The 19,137-nt window shown below is 71.7% G+C and carries 14 protein-coding genes; 4 read left to right on the top strand and 10 right to left on the bottom strand.

What is annotated here, in order from left to right; genetic code table 11:
* Window positions 1–411: 411 nt before the first annotated feature.
* The 5 genes from IE134_RS21890 to IE134_RS21870 all read right to left on the bottom strand — a co-directional run bounded on the left by IE134_RS21890 (window position 412) and on the right by IE134_RS21870 (window position 5,276).
* Window positions 412–2,037: a DEAD/DEAH box helicase gene (locus tag IE134_RS21890; RefSeq protein ID WP_189431468.1), complete on the bottom strand. Its 1,626-nt coding sequence runs from the start codon at window positions 2,035–2,037 to the stop codon at window positions 412–414.
* Between the two features lie 186 nt (window positions 2,038–2,223).
* A complete protein-coding gene (locus IE134_RS21885; RefSeq protein ID WP_006123767.1) occupies window positions 2,224–2,427 on the bottom strand; it encodes a cold-shock protein in 204 nt (67 codons plus the stop codon).
* A gap of 229 nt (window positions 2,428–2,656) precedes the next feature.
* Window positions 2,657–3,814, bottom strand: a complete 1,158-nt coding sequence (locus tag IE134_RS21880) for an acetyl-CoA C-acetyltransferase (protein ID WP_189431466.1) — start codon at window positions 3,812–3,814, stop codon at window positions 2,657–2,659.
* 37 nt (window positions 3,815–3,851) lie between these two features.
* A complete protein-coding gene (locus IE134_RS21875; protein WP_030722984.1) occupies window positions 3,852–4,463 on the bottom strand; it encodes a TetR/AcrR family transcriptional regulator in 612 nt (203 codons plus the stop codon).
* Window positions 4,464–4,493: 30 nt separating this feature from the next.
* Window positions 4,494–5,276: an SDR family oxidoreductase gene (locus tag IE134_RS21870; protein WP_098019480.1), complete on the bottom strand. Its 783-nt coding sequence runs from the start codon at window positions 5,274–5,276 to the stop codon at window positions 4,494–4,496.
* A gap of 102 nt (window positions 5,277–5,378) precedes the next feature.
* Here IE134_RS21870 and IE134_RS21865 point away from each other — a divergent pair, with 102 nt between their 5' ends.
* Window positions 5,379–6,524, top strand: coding sequence for an acyl-CoA dehydrogenase family protein (locus tag IE134_RS21865; RefSeq protein WP_189431464.1), 1,146 nt, complete (start codon window positions 5,379–5,381; stop codon window positions 6,522–6,524).
* Window positions 6,524–7,549, top strand: coding sequence for an acyl-CoA dehydrogenase family protein (locus tag IE134_RS21860; protein WP_189431462.1), 1,026 nt, complete (start codon window positions 6,524–6,526; stop codon window positions 7,547–7,549). Before IE134_RS21865 ends, IE134_RS21860 begins: the two co-directional genes overlap by 1 nt.
* Before the next feature lie 42 nt (window positions 7,550–7,591).
* Here the strand turns inward: IE134_RS21860 and IE134_RS21855 are convergent, their stop codons facing one another.
* The 3 genes from IE134_RS21855 to IE134_RS21845 are packed head-to-tail and all read right to left on the bottom strand — an operon-like array spanning window position 7,592 to window position 9,460.
* Window positions 7,592–8,083, bottom strand: a complete 492-nt coding sequence (locus tag IE134_RS21855) for a pyridoxamine 5'-phosphate oxidase family protein (protein ID WP_030722971.1) — start codon at window positions 8,081–8,083, stop codon at window positions 7,592–7,594.
* 55 nt (window positions 8,084–8,138) lie between these two features.
* Window positions 8,139–8,711, bottom strand: a complete 573-nt coding sequence (locus IE134_RS21850) for a HutD/Ves family protein (protein ID WP_030722968.1) — start codon at window positions 8,709–8,711, stop codon at window positions 8,139–8,141.
* Window positions 8,708–9,460, bottom strand: coding sequence for a vWA domain-containing protein (locus IE134_RS21845; protein ID WP_030722963.1), 753 nt, complete (start codon window positions 9,458–9,460; stop codon window positions 8,708–8,710). Before IE134_RS21845 ends, IE134_RS21850 begins: the two co-directional genes overlap by 4 nt.
* A 155-nt stretch (window positions 9,461–9,615) precedes the next feature.
* Here IE134_RS21845 and IE134_RS21840 point away from each other — a divergent pair, with 155 nt between their 5' ends.
* On the top strand, window positions 9,616–10,524 hold the full coding sequence (locus IE134_RS21840) for a rhomboid family intramembrane serine protease (protein ID WP_189431460.1): 909 nt from the start codon (window positions 9,616–9,618) through the stop codon (window positions 10,522–10,524).
* Between the two features lie 200 nt (window positions 10,525–10,724).
* Here the strand turns inward: IE134_RS21840 and IE134_RS21835 are convergent, their stop codons facing one another.
* Window positions 10,725–12,185 (bottom strand): glutamate synthase subunit beta, encoded by a 1,461-nt coding sequence (locus tag IE134_RS21835; RefSeq protein WP_030722959.1) that lies wholly within the window; start codon window positions 12,183–12,185, stop codon window positions 10,725–10,727.
* Window positions 12,178–16,737, bottom strand: a complete 4,560-nt coding sequence (gene gltB, locus IE134_RS21830) for a glutamate synthase large subunit (RefSeq protein WP_030722956.1) — start codon at window positions 16,735–16,737, stop codon at window positions 12,178–12,180. Before gltB ends, IE134_RS21835 begins: the two co-directional genes overlap by 8 nt.
* Window positions 16,738–17,260: 523 nt before the next feature.
* Between gltB and IE134_RS21825 the strand changes: the two genes are divergently transcribed.
* Window positions 17,261–19,137: FG-GAP repeat domain-containing protein (locus IE134_RS21825; protein WP_189431456.1), on the top strand; the 1,877-nt coding region annotated here is incomplete at its 3' end.

Here is a 19,137-nt window from a genome sequence, read left to right as displayed (position 1 = left end):
CCCATCAAGCCCGGGCCCGGGCTGGAGGACTGGGCGACCCCATCAAGCCCCTCCGGCACTTGAGGACCCGGCCACCCCCATCCAGCCCGGGCCCGGGCTGGAGGACGACTCCGGCCACATCAAGCCCGTCCGGCGCTTGAGGACGTCTTTGCCCGAGGCCGAGGACCGGGCGGCCACATTCCAGCCCGTCCGGCGCTTGAGGACAAAGCCCCGTCCCGGGGCTTTCGGGGCTCTGCCCCGGACCCCGGTCCTCAATCGCCGGACGGCTTGAAATGCCCCCGGTCCGCAACCGTCAGGTGGCCGGAAGTGTCCCGGTCCGCAACCGTCGGGCGGCCGGATGCCTGCCCGTCCTCAACGCCGGACGGCTTGAAATGCCCCCGGTCCGCAGCCGTCAGCGGCTGAATGCGGGCCCTACGCTGCCCGGCGGCGCCGCGCAGGGGCGCCAGAACGGGCAGGCGCACCGGAGCGCGCCGCACCGCCCTGCGCGCCGGTACCGGCACCGGCACCCGACCCGCGCCGCCCCCGCCCCCGGCTCCCGGAGCGCACCGCTCCACCGCCGGCGCCGGAACCGGAGCCCGACCGGGTCCGCTGCTTCGGCGGGGTCGGCTGCGGGACCTCGATCACGATCGCGACGCCCGACGGCTCACGGGCACCCGTGATCCGGCTCAGCTCCTCGTCGCTGGACGTGACCCGCGTGGTGCGCGGCGCGATACCCGCGTCCTGCATCAGCCGGGTCATCTCGCGCTTCTCGTCGGGCAGCACCAGCGTGACGACACTGCCGGACTCCCCGGCGCGCGCCGTGCGCCCACCGCGGTGGAGGTAGTCCTTGTGGTCGGTCGGCGGGTCCACGTTGACGACCAGGTCGAGGTCGTCGACGTGGATGCCGCGGGCCGCGACGTTCGTCGCGACGAGCGCGGTGACCTGACCGTTCTTGAACTGGTCCAACGTCCGGTTGCGCTGCGGCTGCGAGCGCCCGCCGTGCAGCGCGGCCGCCCGGACACCGCTGGCGAGCAGCCGCTTGGCGAAGCGGTCGGCGGCGCGCTTGGTGTCGACGAACATGATCACCCGGCCGTCCCGGGCGGCGATCTTCGTGGCGACGGCCTTCTTGTCGGTCTCGTCCAGGACGTGGAGCACGTGGTGCTCCATCGTGGTGACCGCACCGGCGGACGGGTCGACGGAGTGCACGACCGGGTCGGTGAGGAACATCTTGACGAGCCGGTCGATGTTCTTGTCGAGGGTCGCGGAGAACAGCATGCGCTGGCCGTCCGCCTCGACCTGCTTGAGCAGGGCGACGACCTGCGGCATGAAGCCCATGTCGGCCATCTGGTCGGCCTCGTCGAGGACGGTGATGGCGACCTGGTCCAGGCGGCAGTCGCCGCGCTCGATGAGGTCCTTGAGCCGGCCCGGGGTGGCGACGAGCACTTCGGCGCCGCGCCGCAGGGTGGTGGACTGCTTGGTGATCGACATGCCGCCGACGACGGTGGCCATCCGCAGGTTCACGGCGGTCGCGTACGGGGTCAGCGCGTCGGTGACCTGCTGGGCCAGCTCACGGGTGGGGACGAGGACCATGGCGAGCGGGGCGCGCGGCTCGCTGCGGCGGCCGGCGGTGCGGGCCAGCATCGCCAGGCCGAAGGCGAGGGTTTTGCCGGAGCCGGTGCGGCCCCGGCCGAGGATGTCGCGGCCGGCCAGCGAGTTCGGCAGGGTCGCGCCCTGGATCGGGAACGGCTCGGTGACGCCCTGCGCGGCGAGGGTCTTGAGCAGCGCGGCGGGCATGTCCAGGTCGCCGAAGGCGTCGACGGACGGCAGCGCGGGGGTCACGGTCTCCGGCAGAGCGAACTCGGCGGGCGCTGCGACGGCGGGCTTGCGGCGGGCCGCGGGCTTGGAGCCGCCCTGGGTCCGGGAGCGGGGTGCGCCGCCCCGGCCGTTCGCGGGGGCCGGGGAGCCGGCACCCTGGCCGCGGCCCCGGCCACGGGCCGGTCGCGAGCGGGGGGTGCGGTCCTGGCGTTCGGATCGCTCGGAGCGTTCGGAGCTGGTCATACGGAATTGCCCTCCTGGGGGGATTCCTGGGCAACTGCCGAATGGGTTGGTGCGATGTGCCGGCCCGGCCGTTCCCCGTGCGCCCCCAGGATGTGCGCACAGAACGGTTGGTTTGCTCGGACAGCACAAACCGGGGCCCGCACCTTCACGGTGCGGGCCCCGGTCAGCGAGGTACGCGTCCGACGATTAGGCCGGGACGATGTTCTCGGCCTGCGGGCCCTTCTGGCCCTGCGTGACGTCGAAGGAGACCTTCTGGCCCTCCTGCAGCTCACGGAAGCCGGAGGCGTTGATGTTGGAGTAGTGGGCGAAGACGTCGGCGCCGCCGCCGTCCTGCTCGATGAAGCCGAAGCCCTTTTCCGAGTTGAACCACTTCACGGTACCGGTGGCCATGTCATTCTCCTAAAACAGGTGCAGTGCCGGAAATCCGCACTTTACGAATTCCAAGTCGCCGCATTGAGCCCCATCCGGAGAAAGCCGGAAAACAATAAAGCGCCTGACGAAGCATTCCCGTCAGGCGCACATAATGTTCATGGGTACCAAAACTGCAACGCGGACCACCTTAGCACGCCCTCCCCCGCGGCGGTGGATCATGACACGCCGCCGCGGGTCGGGGCGCCGCTCAGAGCCGCTCGATGACCGTGACGTTGGCCTGTCCGCCGCCCTCGCACATGGTCTGGAGGCCGTAGCGGCCACCGGTGCGTTCCAGTTCGTGGAGCAGGGTCGTCATGAGCCGGGCGCCGGTGGCGCCGAGCGGGTGGCCCAGGGCGATGGCCCCGCCGTTGACGTTGACCCGCTCGGGGTCGGCACCGGTCTCTTTGAGCCAGGCGAGGACGACGGGGGCGAACGCTTCGTTGATCTCGACGAGGTCGATGGCGTCGAGGGTGAGGCCGGTCTTCTTCAGGGCGTACGCGGTGGCGGGGATCGGGGCCGAGAGCATCCGGATGGGGTCCTCGCCCCGTACGGACAGGTGGTGGACGCGGGCCCGGGGGGTGAGGCCGTGTTCGGCGACGGCCCGTTCCGAGGCGATGAGCAGGGCGGCGGCCCCGTCGGAGACCTGGGAGGAGCAGGCGGCGGTGATGGTGCCGCCCTCGACGACGGGGCGCAGTCCGGCCATTTTCTCCAGGGTGGTGTCGCGGCGCGGCCCCTCGTCGGCGGTGACGTTCCCGTACGCGACGGTCTCGCGGGTGAAACGGCCCTCGTCGAGGGCGCGGGCGGCCCGCCGGTGGGAGGTGAGGGCGTACTCCTCCATGTCGCGGCGGCTGATGCCCCATTTCTCGGCGATGAGCTGGGCGCCGTGGAACTGGTTGACGGGCGCGTCGCCGTAGCGGGCGCGCCAGCCCTCGCTGCCCGCGTACGGCCCCTGGGTGAGGCCGAGGGGTTCGGCGGCCTGACGGGAGGCGAAGGCGATGGGGATCTGGGTCATGTTCTGGGTGCCGCCCGCGACGACGAGGTCCTGGGTGCCGGAGAGGACGCCCTGGGCGGCGAAGTGGAGTGCCTGCTGCGAGGAGCCGCACTGCCGGTCGATGGTGACGCCGGGGACCTCCTCGGGCAGTCCGGCCGCGAGCCATGACGTACGGGCGATGTCGCCGGCCTGCGGTCCGACGGTGTCGAGGCAGCCGAAGACGACGTCCTCGACGGCCGCCGGGTCGACGCCCGAGCGGGCGATCAGCTCGCGCAGCACATGGGCGCCGAGGTCGGCGGGGTGGACGGCCCCGAGGCCTCCCCCGCGCCGTCCGACAGGGGTGCGTACCGCTTCGACGATGTAGGCCTCGGTCATGGCTGCTGCTCCTCACGCAGGCAGGAGGGACGTACGGCTAGGTGCGCAGGGCGATGCCGTCCAGGACCATCGAGAGGTACTGGCGGGCGATCTCCTCGGGGCTGTGGTGTCCGCCGGGCCGGTACCAGGAGGCGGCGACCCAGACGGTGTCGCGGACGAAGCGGTAGGTGAGGCGGACGTCGAGGTCGTCGCGGAAGACGCCTTCGGTGACGCCGCGTTCCAGGGTGCCGAGCCAGGCCTTCTCGAACTTGGTCTGCGAGTCGGCGAGATAGGCGAAGCGCGGCTGGGTGGCGAGGTGCTTGGCCTCCTTCTGGTAGATCGCGACGGCGGGGCGGTGCCGGTCGATCTCCCGGAAGGACTCGGTGACCAGGGCCTCGATGGTCTCGCGGGGGCCGAGGCCGGCCGCCAGGACCTCGTCGTAGCCCTGCCAGAGCTCGTCGAGGAAGGTGGAGAGGATCTCGTCGAGCATCGATTCCTTGGAATCGAAGTGGTAGTAGAGGCTGCCCGCGAGCATCCCGGCCTCGTCGGCGATGCGGCGCACGGTGGTGGCGTTGTATCCCTGGGCGGCGAAGACCTCGGCGGCGGTGGCGAGCAGTTCCCGGCGTCGCTCCGGCGTGGGGGTCACCTGGGGCTTCTTCTTGGTAGACACCCGGCCATTGTCCTTCCACGGCCTGTGTGTTCACGCATGCTGGCTGCTGACGGGGACGACCTCGCCGGTCATGTACGAGGAGTAGCCGCTGGCGAGGAAGACGATGACGTTGGCGACCTCCCAGGGCTCTGCGTATCGGCCGAAGGCCTCCTTCCCGGTGAGTTCGGCGAGGAGTTCGGCGGAGGTGACCTTGGCCAGGTGGGGGTGCATGGCGAGGCTGGGGGCGACGGCGTTGACGCGTACGCCGTAGTCGGCGGCCTCGACGGCGGCGCAGCGGGTGAGGGCCATGACGCCGGCCTTGGCGGCGGCGTAGTGGGCCTGGCCGCGCTGGGCGCGCCAGCCGACGACGGAGGCGTTGTTGACGACGACGCCGCCCCGCCCGGCGGCCTTGAGGGAGCGGAGGGCGGCGCGGGTGCAGCGGAAGGTGCCGTTCAGGGTGACGTCGAGGATCTTCGTCCACTGGTCGTCGGTCATCTCGGTGAGTTCGGCGGTGCCGCCGAGTCCGGCGTTGTTGACGACGATGTCGAGGCCGCCGTGGGTGCGCTCGGCGTGGGCGAAAAGGGCGGCCACCTGGTTCTCGTCGGTGACGTCGCAGGTCAGGGCGGTGACGCGGTCGGCGCCGAAGGCGTCGGCGAGGGCGTGGGCGCTCTCCTTCAGCCGCCGGGCGTGGGCGTCGCTGACGAGGACGCGGGCGCCCTCCTCCAGGAAGCGACGGGCGGTCGCCCCGCCGATCCCGGCTCCGGCGGCGGCGGTGACGACGGCGGTGCGGCCGGTCAGCAGTCCGTGTCCCGGCAGGTACGGCGGTGCGCTCATCGGCCCATCCCCCTGACGTCTCATGACTCCTCGACGGTGCGTGAGCCGTACGTTAACCTACCAAACACTTGTTAGGGAACGGCCTCACGGAAGGCGGACCCGATGGATCTGGAGCAGACAGCACGGACCGAGGCGCTGCGGACCGAGGCCCGGGCCTGGCTGCGGGAGCACGTACCGGCCCGCCCGCTGCCCTCCCTGGAGACCGGGGAGGGGTTCGCCGCGCACCGGGAGTGGGAGGCGCTGCTGCACTCCGGCCGGTGGTCGGCGGTCTCCTGGCCCGAGGAGTACGGGGGCCGGGGCGCGGATCTCTTCGGCTGGCTGGCGTTCGAGGAGGAGTACTGGGCGGCGGGCGCGCCGGGCCGGGTCTCGCAGAACGGGGTCAGCCTCCTCGCCCCGACGCTCCTCGCCCACGGCACGGCCGGGCAGCGGGCCCGGGTGCTGGGGCCGATGGCGAGCGGCGAGGTGATCTGGGCGCAGGCGTGGTCGGAGCCGGAGGCCGGGTCGGATCTGGCGGCGCTGCGGTCGAGGGCGGTGCGGACGGAGGGCGGCTGGCTGCTGTCGGGGCAGAAGACGTGGTCGTCCCGGGCGGCGTTCGCGGACCGGGCGTTCGGGATCTTCCGTACGGACCCGGGGGCCGCGAAGCCGCACCAGGGGCTGACGTATCTGATGTTCGGGCTGCGGGACCCCGGGGTGACGGTCCGTCCGATCGGGCGGCTGGACGGGAAACCGGCCTTCGCCGAGATCTTCCTCGACGAGGTCTTCGTACCGGACGAGGACGTCATCGGGGAGCCGGGGCAGGGCTGGCGCATCGCGATGTCGGCGACCGGCGACGAGCGCGGGCTCACGCTCCGCTCCCCCGGCCGTTTCCTGGCCGCCGCCGACCGGCTGCGCGAGCTGTGGCACCGGGCGGGCGACCCGGCGGACACGGCGTTGCGGGACCGGGTGGCGGACGCGGCGATCGGGGCGCGGGCGTACCAGCTGTTCACGGCCGCCTCGGCGTCACGGTTCGCGGCGGGCGCGGCGCTCGGGCCGGAGTCCAGCCTGAACAAGGTTTTCTGGTCGAGCTACGACATCGCGCTGCACGAGACGGCGCTCGACCTGCTGGGCCCGGACGCGGAAGTCGCGGACACACCCTGGGCGGAGGGGTACGTCTTCGCGCTCGCCGGGCCGGTCTACGCCGGGACGAACGAGATCCAGCGCGACATCATCGCCGAGCGCCTGCTCGGCCTGCCGAAGGGGCGGCGCTGATGCGTTTTCTACTCACCGACGAGCAGCGGGAGTTCGGACGGTCCCTGGACGCGCTGCTGACGGCGGCGGACACCCCGGCGGTCCTGCGGGCGTGGGCGGCCGGGGACCACGGTCCGGGGCGGGCCCTGTGGGGGCGGCTCGCGGACGCGGGGGTGTTCGCGCTCGCGGTCCCGGAGGCGTACGGGGGTGTCGGGCCGCTGCCCGTGGAGGCGGCCGTCGCCTGCGTCGAGCTGGGTCGGCACGCGGTGCCAGGACCGGTGGCGGAGACCCTGGCGGCCGGGGTGCTGCTGGCCGGGGCGGGCGGGCCGGTGGCCGAGGAGTGGCTGCCGGGGATCGCGTCGGGGGCGGCGGTGGTGTCGCTGACCCTGGAGGGGTACGGGCCGTACGCCCCGGACGCGGACGCGGCGGACGCGGTGTTCACGGTGACCGGCGACGAACTGCGGCTCGCCCCGGGCCCCGGAGAGCCGTCGGCGTCGGCCGACCCGGCGCGCCGCCTGTTCCGGCCCGAGCCGGGCGGCGCCCCGGTCGCCAAGGGCCCGGCGATACGGGCAGCGGCACGGGCGGCGGGCGACACGGCCGCCTTCGCCACGGCGGCCCTGGCGCTCGGCTGCGGGGAGGAGTTGCTGCGGGCGACGGTGGCGTACGTGAAGCAGCGCACCCAGTTCGGCGTGCCCGTCGGCTCCTTCCAGGCGGTCAAGCACCGCCTGGCGGACACCCTGCTCGGCCTGGAGTTCGCCCGCCCGCTGCTGTACGGGGCGGCGGTGGAGCTCGCCTCGGAGGTCTCCCGGACCGGGGCAGGAACGGGATCGGCCGAGGGGTCGCCCGGGGCCGGGGCGGCGGTCGCGGCGGCGAAGGTGGCGGCGGGCGAGGCGGGGTACGCGGCGGCCCGCACCGCCCTGCAACTGCACGGCGCGATCGGCTACACCGAGGAGCTGGACCTGGCGTGGTGGCTGCGCCGGGCCCGGCCGCTGCGGGACGCCTGGGGGACGCCGTCCGCGTGCCGGGCCCGGGTGCTGGCGGGGTGAGCGGCCCCTGCGGCCGGGTCCGCCCGGCCGCAGGGCACGTGGTCACTTCCGGCGCACGGTGCGCAGCGGCTGCCCCGGCCGCCAGGACTGGATGACCAGTTCGTCGTTGTCGAGCCCGATACGGACCACCTCGGTCAGTTCCGCCCGGAAGAGGTGGAAGGGCTCGGGCGGGGTGGCCTCCTCGATGAAGCGGGCGATCACCTCCGGGTCGGTGATCTCCACGGCCCGGCCGCTGACCCGGACGTCGCCGTCGTTCATCTCGGCGTCCGGGCCCGGGTTGGCGTGGAGCGCGAAGCGCGGGTCGCGGCGCAGGTCCAGGGCCTTCAGCGAGTCCGGCATCATGCCGAGCAGCATTTCACCGAAGCGGAAGTCGGCCTCCAGGCCGGTGACCCGGGGCGAGCCGTCCTTCCGCAGAGTGGCGAGGACATGGTGCTTGTAGAGGCGGAAGCGGCGCTGGACGGTGTCGGCGAAGTCGGGTTCGGCGGTGGCGAAGCCGCCCCAGGAGAGGGGTGCAGAAGACGTCATGGGCGCCATGGAACACGGGATACCCGACACCTTCTGTCCGATTTCCCCGGCTCTTCGCGGATCCTCACCCGCCCGAGAAGGTGATCAGCACCGCCTGGCCCATCGTCCGCAGCACCCCGGGCGACTCCCCGGCCGCCAGCACCGCGTCGTAGCGGTCCAGCCGGACACCGCCGGCCCCGCCACCCTCCAGCTCCGCGCCGTCGTCCAGGGAGACGGCGAGCACCGCGCCGCCCTCCGGCGGCAGCAGGCGGACCGTGCCGCAGACGACGGCGGTCTCCGCCCGCGTACGGGCCCTGCGGTACATGACGTTGAGATTGACGACCGGGCCGCCCAGCAGGAAGCCCTCGGTGGGCAGGTCGCCGGGGAAGCCGTGCGGCCACAGGGGCTCGTCCACGATGTGGTGCTCACCGCCGACGACGAGGTCCATGCCCGCGCCCTCGACCACGGTGAGGATGCGGTCCACCCCGGGGAAGGCGGAGAACGGCCCGTCGGCGGTGACGTCCGCGAGGCTGACGCGCCAGTCGAAGGCGTCGGCCCCCGCGCCCTCGGGGCCGGTGGCGATCTCCCGGGTGAGGCCGCCGCCGTTCTTCCAGGGGGCGGGGGTCAGATCGGCGGCGCGCAGGATCCGTACGGTCACCGGACGATCCCCTGCTCGCGGGCGGCGGCCAGCCAGAGCGGGAACTCGGCGACGAGCCGGTCGTACAGCTCGGAGTCCGGGACCTTCCGGGGGTCGAGCCCCGCGTGGAAGTACCCGGCGTTGTCGACGGGCCGCTTGGCGGGGACGGCCAGTTCGTCGAGCTTGCGCAGGAAGTCGAACTGACTGCTGCGGGTGTTGCCGAAGCCGACGAACTGCCAGAACAGGGGCAGCTTCGCGGCCTTGCAGAGGTAGCGTTCGGCGGCGAGCTTGTTGATCGGCCCGCCGTCCGTCTGGAAGACGACCAGGGCGGGCGCGGTGGAGCCGCTGTCGAGGTAGTGGTCGATGACGGCGTCCATCGCCAGGTGGTAGCTCGTCTTCCCCATGTGCCCGAGGCCCGCCGCGATCTTGTCGATCCGGCCGTGGTGGTTGTCGAGGGCGATGTCGGTGACCGCGTCGACGTCGGTGGAGAAGAAGACGACGGGGACCGTGCCGTCGTCATCGAGGTTGGCGGACAGGCCCAGGACCCGGTCGGCCAGCGCCTGGACGCTGCCGTCCTGGTAATAGGGCTTCATCGAGCCGGAGTAGTCGATGACGAGGTAGACGGCCGCGCGGTGGCCTCCCAGTCCGTGCTTCTCCAGCGAGACCCCGGCGCTCTTGTACAGGCTGACCAGGGCCGGAGCCGTCTCCTGGACCTTGGTCAGGCTGATGGCCGGGCCGCTCCTGCCCACGGCCGTGTCCACACCGTGCATGACGGCTCCCCCCCCACTCGGCGTTCCGCGTTCCGCGGAGTTCGAGCCTAGGCCACCCCCGGCCCCCGGGCACACGGCCCGTCACCCGGGTTCGCTATCTTGATCGCCGCCGCCCCCACCGGCCCCGTTGCCCACCCCCAGTGAAGGAGCCGGCCATGGAGGCCGCCGCCACCACGTGTTACCGCCATCCGTCCACCGAGGCGTATGTCCGCTGCACCCGTTGCGACCGCTACATCTGCCCGGACTGCATGCGGGAGGCCTCCGTCGGCCACCAGTGCGTGGAGTGCGTGAAGGAGGGGAAGCGTTCGGTGCGGCGGCCCCGTACGGTCTTCGGCGGTGCGGTGTCCCGGGCGACGGCGCCGGTGGTGACGTACGTCCTGATCGCGCTCAACGTGCTGGCCTACCTCGGCGAGGTGGTCCGGCCGGAGATCGTGGACCGGTTCGCGGTGCTGGGGGCGGCGCTCACCGGGCCGGACGGCGAGCAGTACTACTACCGGGGCGACACCTTCCCGGGGTACGAGCTGACGGGCATCGCGGACGGCGAGTGGTACCGGCTGGTGACCGGGGCGTTCCTGCACCTGCCGCCGGACGCCTCGTTCGGCGTGATGCACCTGCTGTTCAACATGTTCGCGCTGTGGAACATCGGCCGGGCGGTGGAGGGGCAGCTCGGCCGGGCCCGCTATCTGGCGCTGTATCTGCTGTCGGCGGTGGGCGGTTCGGTGCTGGTGTATCTGCTGGCCCCGGACACCTCCACCGTCGGCGCCTCCGGTGCGGTCTTCGGTCTGGCCGCCGCGTACTGGGTCATCCACCGGCGGCTCGGCCATGACATGGCGGCCGTGAACCGGTTCATGGCCGGGTTCCTGATCTGGATGGTGCTCTCGGCGCTGTTCACCTCATGGCAGGGGCACCTGGGCGGGCTGCTGACCGGGGCGCTGGTGACGTACGGGCTGGCCTACGCACCGGCGAAGCTGCGGACCGGGGCCCTCCAGCTCGCGGGCGGGGCGGTGCTGCTGGGGCTGTTCGCCGTGGCGGTGGCGGTGCAGACCTCGGCGCTGACGGGCTGAACCGGCTGAGGCGTCCGGGACGGCTGAAGGAGCTGACCCGGACGCGCCACGGCTGAGGAGCTGACCCCGGACGCGCCACGGCGCCCGCTGAGTCCGGTCGGGGACAGGCAGGCGCCGCGTTCAGTTCCGTACGCCGTTGTACGGGACGTATCAAGGGGGTGCCCCCGGGCCGCGTGGCCCAGGGGGAACCCGGGTGGTGCTCAGACCAGCAGGGACCGGTCCGTCGGGCGGATCGGCGCGTGCAGGGCGCTGGTCCCGGTCAGGAAGCGGTCGACTCCGCGGGCGGCGGAGCGGCCCTCGGCGATCGCCCAGACGATCAGCGACTGGCCGCGTCCCGCGTCACCGGCGACGAAGACGCCGTCGACGTTGGTCGCGTAGCTCTCGTCGCGGGCGACGTTGCCGCGCTGGTCGAGCTCCAGGCCGAACTGCTGGACCAGACCGTTGGACTGGTCGGTTCCGGTGAAACCCATGGCGAGCGTGACGAGCTGCGCGGGGATGCGCCGCTCCGTGCCGGGCTTCTGCTCCAGCTTACCGTCCTTGAACTCGACCTCGACCAGGTGGAGGGCCGCGACGTTTCCGTCCTCGTCGCCCTCGAAGTGGGTGGTGGAGACGGAGTAGACCCGCTCGCCGCCCTCCTCGTGCGCGGAGGTGACCTTGTAGAGCATCGGGAAGGTCGGCCACGGCTGACCCGGGTTCCGCTCCTCGCCCGGCTTCGGCATGATCTCCAGCTGGGTGACGGAGGCCGCACCCTGGCGGTGGGCGGTGCCGACGCAGTCGGCGCCGGTGTCGCCGCCGCCGATGACGACGACGTGCTTGCCCTCGGCGGTGATCGGGGGAACGGTGAGGTCGCCCTCCTGCACCTTGTTGGCGAGCGGCAGGTACTCCATCGCGAAGTGGACACCGTTCAGCTCACGGCCGGGGACCGGCAGGTCGCGGGAGACGGTGGCACCAGCCGCGATGACGACCGCGTCGTAGCGGCGACGGAGCTTGGCGGCGTCGATGTCCTGGCCGATCTCCACCCCCGTCCGGAACTTGGTGCCCTCCAGGCGCATCTGCTCGATGCGGCGGTTGATGTGCGACTTCTCCATCTTGAACTCGGGGATGCCGTAGCGCAGCAGGCCCCCGATGCGGTCCGCGCGCTCGTAGACGACGACGGTGTGGCCGGCCCGGGTCAGCTGCTGGGCGGCGGCGAGTCCCGCCGGGCCCGAGCCGATGACCGCGACGGTCTTGCCGGAGAGGCGCTCGGGCGGCTGCGGGGTGACGTCGCCGCTGTCCCACGCCTTGTCGATGATGGAGACCTCGACGTTCTTGATGGTCACGGCGGGCTGGTTGATGCCGAGCACGCACGCCGACTCGCAGGGGGCCGGGCACAGCCGCCCGGTGAACTCCGGGAAGTTGTTCGTGGCGTGCAGCCGCTCGGACGCGGCCGTCCAGTCCTCGCGGTAGGCGTAGTCGTTCCACTCGGGGATGAGGTTTCCGAGCGGACAGCCGTTGTGGCAGAACGGGATGCCGCAGTCCATGCAGCGGCCGGCCTGCTTGCTGATGATCGGGAGCAGCGAGCCCGGAACGTAGACCTCGTTCCAGTCCTTGACGCGCTCGGCCACGGGGCGGGTCTGGGCGACCTCGCGTCCGGTGGTCAGGAAGCCCTTGGGGTCAGCCATGGGTCGCCGCCTCCATCATCTTCTCGGTGGTCTCCTGTTCGGAGAGACCGGCGAGCTCAGCGGCGTCCTTGGCGGCGAGCACTGCCTTGTACGTGGACGGGATGATCTTGCTGAAGCGAGTCACGGCGGTGTCCCACTCGGCGAGGAGCTTCTCGGCGACGGTGGAGCCGGTCTCCTCCTGGTGGCGGCGCACGACGTCGTGCAGCCACTGCTTGTCGGTGTCGTCCAGCTCCTCGACCGCGCCGAGGTTGCCGACGTTGACGTTGTCGCGGTTCAGGTCGATGACGTACGCGACACCGCCCGACATACCGGCGGCGAAGTTGCGGCCGGTCTCGCCGAGGACGACGGCGTGGCCGCCGGTCATGTACTCGCAGCCGTGGTCGCCGACGCCTTCGGAGACGACGAGGGCGCCGGAGTTGCGGACGCAGAAGCGTTCGCCGGTGCGGCCGCGGAGGAAGATCTCGCCGCCGGTCGCGCCGTAGCCGATGGTGTTGCCGGCGATGGTGGAGTACTCGGCGAGGTGGTCGGCGCCCCGGTCCGGGCGGACGATGACGCGGCCGCCGGAGAGGCCCTTGCCGACGTAGTCGTTGGCGTCGCCCTCCAGGCGCAGGGTGATGCCGCGCGGCACGAACGCGCCGAAGGACTGGCCGGCCGAGCCGGTGAAGGTGATGTCGATGGTGTCCTCGGGCAGGCCCGGGCCGCCGAACTTCTTGGTCACCTCGTGGCCGAGCATCGTGCCGACGGTCCGGTTGATGTTGCGGATCGCGACCTGGGCGCGGACCGGGCGGGCGGCCTCGGGGCTCTCGGCGCCCAGCGCGTCGGCGGCCAGCTTGATGAGCTGGTTGTCGAGCGCCTTCGTCAGACCGTGGTCCTGCTCGACGATGCGGTGGCGGACCGCGCCCTCGGGCAGCTCGGGGACGTAGAAGAGCGGAGCGAGGTCGAGGCCCTGCGCCTTCCAGTGGGAGACGGCCCGGTCGGTGTCGAGGAGTTCGGCGTGGCCGACGGCCTCCTCGATGGAGCGGAAGCCCAGCTCGGCGAGGAGTTCGCGGACCTCTTCGGCGATGAACTCGAAGAAGTTGACGACGTACTCGGCCTTGCCGGAGAACCGGTCGCGGAGCACCGGGTTCTGGGTGGCGATGCCGACCGGGCAGGTGTCCAGGTGGCAGACGCGCATCATGACGCAGCCGGAGACGACGAGCGGTGCGGTCGCGAAACCGAACTCCTCGGCGCCGAGGAGCGCGGCGATGACGACGTCGCGGCCGGTCTTGAGCTGGCCGTCGGTCTGCACGACGATGCGGTCGCGCAGGCCGTTGAGCAGCAGGGTCTGCTGGGTCTCGGCGAGGCCGAGCTCCCAGGGGCCGCCCGCGTGCTTGAGCGAGGTGAGCGGGGAGGCGCCCGTTCCGCCGTCGTGGCCGGAGATGAGGACGACGTCCGCGTGGGCCTTGGAGACACCGGCGGCGACCGTGCCGACGCCGACCTCGGACACGAGCTTCACGTGGATGCGCGCGACCGGGTTGGCGTTCTTGAGGTCGTGGATCAGCTGCGCGAGGTCTTCGATGGAGTAGATGTCGTGGTGCGGCGGCGGCGAGATGAGGCCGACGCCGGGCGTCGAGTGACGCGTCTTCGCGACCCACGGGTAGACCTTGTGGCCGGGCAGCTGGCCGCCCTCGCCGGGCTTGGCGCCCTGGGCCATCTTGATCTGGATGTCGTCCGCGTTGACCAGGTATTCGCTGGTCACACCGAAGCGGCCGGAGGCGACCTGCTTGATGGAGGAGCGGCGCTCCGGGTCGTACAGGCGGTCCGGGTCCTCGCCGCCCTCGCCGGTGTTGGACTTGCCGCCGAGCTGGTTCATCGCGATGGCGAGGGTCTCGTGGGCCTCGCGGGAGATGGAGCCGTACGACATGGCGCCGGTGGAGAAGCGCTTGACGATCTCGGAGGCGGGCTCGACCTCGTCGATGGAGATCGGGGCCCGGCCGGAGGTGAAGCCGAAGAGGCCGCGGAGCGTCATGAGGCGCTCGGACTGCTCGTTCACCCGGTCCGTGTACTGCTTGAAGATGTCGTAGCGCCGGTTGCGGGTGGCGTGCTGGAGGCGGAAGACCGTCTCCGGGTCGAACAGGTGCGGTTCGCCCTCGCGCCGCCACTGGTACTCGCCGCCGATCTCCAGCGCGCGGTGGGAGGCCGCGATGCCGGAGGCGGGGTACGCCTTGGTGTGCCGGGCGGCGACCTCCTTGGCGATGACGTTCAGGCCGGCGCCGCCGATCTTGGTGGCGGTGCCGTTGAAGTACGTGGCGACGAACTCCTCGTCGAGGCCGACGGCCTCGAAGACCTGGGCGCCGCGGTAGGAGGCGACGGTGGAGATGCCCATCTTGGACATGACCTTCAGGACGCCCTTGCCGAGCGCGTAGATCAGGTTCCGGATGGCCTGCTCGGCCTCGATGTTCTCGATGAACGTCCCGGCGCGGACCAGGTCCTCGACGGACTCCATGGCGAGGTACGGGTTGACCGCGGCGGCGCCGTAGCCGATGAGCAGTGCGACGTGGTGGACCTCGCGGACGTCCCCGGCCTCGACCAGCAGGCCCACCTGGGTGCGCTGCTTGGTGCGGATGAGGTGGTGGTGGACGGCGGAGGTGAGCAGCAGCGAGGGGATCGGTGCGAGCTCGGCGTCGGAGTGCCGGTCGGAGAGGACGATGAGGCGGGCGCCGTCCTCTATGGCGGCGTCGACCTCGGTGCAGATCTGCTCCAGCCGCGCGGCGAGCGCGTCGCCGCCGCCGCTGACCCGGTAGAGACCGGAGAGGGTGGCGGCCCGCATGCCCGGCATGTCGCCGTCGGCGTTGATGTGTATCAGCTTGGCGAGCTCGTCGTTGTCGATCACCGGGAAGGGCAGCGTGACGCTGCGGGCCGCGGCGGCGGTCGGCTCCAGGATGTTGCCCTGGGGGCCGAGCGAGGAGCGCAGCGAGGTGACGAGCTCCTCGCGGATGGCGTCCAGCGGCGGGTTGGTGACCTGGGCGAAGAGCTGGGTGAAGTAGTCGAAGAGCAGCCGCGGGCGCTCGGAGAGCGCGGCGATCGGCGAGTCGGTGCCCATGGAGCCGAGCGGCTCACCGGCGGTGCGGGCCATCGGCGCGAGGATGACGCGGAGCTCTTCCTCGGTGTAGCCGAAGGTCTGCTGGCGGCGGGTGACCGAGGCGTGGGTGTGCACGATGTGCTCACGCTCGGGCAGGTCGCTCAGCTCGATCTCGCCGGTCTCCAGCCACTCCTGGTAGGGCTGCTCGGCGGCGAGGGACGCCTTGATCTCGTCGTCCTCGATGATGCGGTGCTCGGCGGTGTCGACGAGGAACATCCGGCCGGGCTGGAGGCGGCCCTTGCGGACGACCTTGGCCGGGTCGATGTCGAGGACGCCGACCTCGGAGGAGAGGACGACGAGGCCGTCGTCGGTGACCCAGTAGCGGCCGGGGCGCAGACCGTTGCGGTCGAGGACCGCGCCGACCTGGACGCCGTCGGTGAAGGTGACGCAGGCCGGGCCGTCCCAGGGCTCCATCATCGCGGAGTGGTACTGGTAGAAGGCGCGCCGGGCCGGGTCCATCGAGTCGTGGTTCTCCCACGCCTCGGGGACCATCATCAGCACGGCGTGCGGCAGCGAGCGGCCGCCGAGGTGGAGCAGCTCCAGGACCTCGTCGAAGGACGCGGAGTCGGAGGCGTCCGGGGTGCAGACGGGGAAGATCCGGTCGAGCTGCGCCTGGCCGAAGAGGCTGGAGGCGAGCTGGGACTCGCGGGCCTTCATCCAGTTGCGGTTGCCCTTGACCGTGTTGATCTCGCCGTTGTGCGCGACGAAGCGGTACGGGTGGGCCAGCGGCCAGCTCGGGAAGGTGTTGGTGGAGAACCGGGAGTGGACCAGGGCGACCGTGGAGGCGAAGCGGCGGTCGGAGAGGTCCGGGAAGAACGGCTCCAGCTGCCCGGTGGTGAGCATGCCCTTGTAGACGAGGGTGCGGGCGGAGAGCGAGGGGAAGTACACCCCGGCCTCACGCTCGGCACGCTTGCGCAGGACGAACGCCTTGCGGTCCAGGACGATGCCGGTGCTCTCGCCGTCGGCGACGAAGACTTGGCGGAAGGTGGGCATGGTGGCGCGGGCGCCGTTGCCGAGAAGTTCGGGGGTGACCGGGACGTCGCGCCAGCCGAGGACCTTCAGGCCCTCCTGGGTCGCGATCTTCTCGATCGTGCGGACGGCCTCGGCGGAGTCGTCGGCGGGGAGGAAGGCGATGCCCACGGCATACGAGCCGGCCTCGGGAAGCTCGAAGGGGGTCTCGGCGCGCAGGAAGGCGTCCGGGACCTGACAGAGGATGCCGGCGCCGTCGCCGGAGTCGGGCTCGGAGCCGGTGGCGCCGCGGTGTTCGAGGTTGCGCAGTACGGTCAGCGCCTGCTCGACCAGCTCATGGCTGGCCACACCGGTCAGAGTGGCCACGAACCCGACGCCACAGGCGTCGTGCTCGTTACGGGGGTCGTACATCCCCTGCTGGGCGGGGCGACCGTCCATGGGCGACCAGGCGTCGATACGCATCGGCTCTCCCGTCGTCGTCGTGGCATTTGCGGTGCCGAGGGACGACGTTGGCCCTCTGCGAAATTTCGTGCAGGTTACATGATGGGGCGCTTCTCAAGAAGCGGAAGGCTTGTTCCAACATACGGACACCATGGTGACCGGAAGTGACTGGGTGACCAGAGGTGACCGGCTGACCAGGGGGTGGGTCGCTGTCGGAACGATCGGCGCCCGGGGAGTCGCAGAGAGCAGGCGTCGTTGCCTGCGGTGCTTACGGCTCTTGCCCGGCGGCAGGGGGAACGAAACCACCGAGTAACGGCTACTTATGTGTAGCGCTGCATAGCGTCTCATTTTACGGCTGCAGGGCCGGTCGCGCCCAGTGGGCGGCGCCAAGACGTACGTCACACGCATTGCTTGGCGGTTACGCCGTTCGGGCGGCCCGACGTCGGAAAACAAGTGGGGGAACGATCGTTCCAGCCTGTAGATTCAGTCCGTTTGCATCCGCATAACTGGGGGGATCCACATGCGTGGAACCAAGATCATCGGCATGGCTCTCGCACCCACGCTCACCTTGACGCTCGGCGTCGTGGGTGCGGGCGCCGCCACGACCCTCGTCCTGGGGGCTTCGGCGGCCGTCGCCGCCGAGCGGGCTTGGGGGAAGCCCGCCGCACTGACCGACGAGCGCGGCGCCAACACGAGCGCGGGCGTGAAGGTCACGACGGATGGCACCGCCGTCACGGTATGGACGAGCGGCACGGGCGATGACCCGCAGGAGCTGTGGGGCGCGACCCGTGCGGCCGACGCCACGGCGTGGAGCGCCCCGGTGCGCATAGCCACCGGGCAGCAGCGCGTGAGCGAGGTGCACCTGGTCACCAGCCGGGACGGTTCCGCCACCGTCTCCTGGGACCGCTTCACCACGGAGCGGTTCGACTCGCACAGCACCTCGACGCTGTTGCCGGGCGCCGGCACCTGGACGGAGCCCGCGCCGATCACGTCCGCCCCGTTCGCCAACGACCTCATGCTGGTGAGCGGGCCCGACGGCCACCTCACCGCGGTCTGGAACGGCAACCCGACCCCCGGGGAGGACGAGAGCGACGAGGGTGTGTTCGCGTCCGACCTGGCGAATCGGGGAGGCGCCTGGTCGGAGGCGGTACAGATCAGCGACGGGTCCGTCTACGAGCTCCGGGCGGCAGCGGCAGGCGACGGAGCGGTGACCGTCGCCTGGCAGGCGGACGTATCGGGACACCAGGCGCTGCGGGCGGCGACCCGTGCCGCGGGCTCGACCGGGTGGAGCGCTCCCGCGGTCATCACGAACGGGTCGTCCAGCCCGATCGATCTCGATGTGCAGGCCGCGGCCGACGGCTCGGCTCTGATCAGCTGGTGGAGCCTGTCCACCCCCCGCTCCTTCGTCCACCGCCCTGCCGGCAGCACGGCCTGGAGCCCGACCGAGCGCATCCCCGGCGTCGAGGACCACCAGACCGCCGTGGCCCCGCGGCTCGAAGCGGACGGCCGGGTGACGGCTCTCTGGGAGTTCGAGAGCAAGCGCATCCTGACAGCGACCCGGGCGGTGAACGGCACCTGGTCGCAGACCCGCACCCTGGTCGAGCCGGGCGACCTCTTCAGGGCCTGGACCCCCGACATCGGCCGGGACGGCACCCTCGTCGTCATGTTGATGACGCTGGACGGCGACCTGCGGTCGCTGGTGCGCTCGGACGGCATCTGGCGCAAGCCGGTCGACGTGGGTCGGGTCGACCCGCACACGGAGGGCTTCGTCGCCGCCGGTGCCGACGGCCGCGCCGTCGCCGTGTGGAACAAGGAGCTCGGAATGACGAGCGACTACTACCGGATCGACCAGGTATGGACGGCGGCCACCGGGGCCGCCAAGCCCGCAGGCCCCGCCGCACGCCGGGACTACGTCGGTGACGACGGGTTCCCGGACCTCTACGCGCGGGGGACGAACGGGTCGCTGGTCGTCTACGAGGGCAACGCGGCGGGCAAGGTGTCCCTCACGGCCGACGGCGGCACCTGGCCCACCACCTCCACGCTGATCCCCTTCGGCGACCTCGACGGCGACGGGGCGAACGACACCCTGGTCACGAACGCGGCGGGCGATCTGTACCGGTACAGCCCGCGGCGGGGCACTCCCGTGACTCCCCAGGCCGCCTCGGCAAAGATCGGCAGTGGCTGGAAGCCCTTCGACGGCCTGACCTACTCCGGCGACTTCACCGCCGACGGCCGCCCCGACCTCATCGCCCGCGAAACCGCCACCGGCGACCTCTACCTCTACGCAGGCACCACCACCGGCGGCTTCACCCGCACCGGCAAGATCGGCACCAGCTGGAAGGGGCTCACCATCGTCGGCGCGGGCGACCTCAACGGCGACCGGCATGCCGACCTGATCGCACGCACCGCCAACGGTGACCT

The organism is Streptomyces rubiginosohelvolus, from assembly GCF_014649875.1.
Lineage (GTDB): Bacteria > Actinomycetota > Actinomycetes > Streptomycetales > Streptomycetaceae > Streptomyces > Streptomyces rubiginosohelvolus.
The sequence above is the reverse complement of the archived record's forward strand: the minus strand, read 5'-3'. Positions and strand labels throughout refer to the sequence as shown.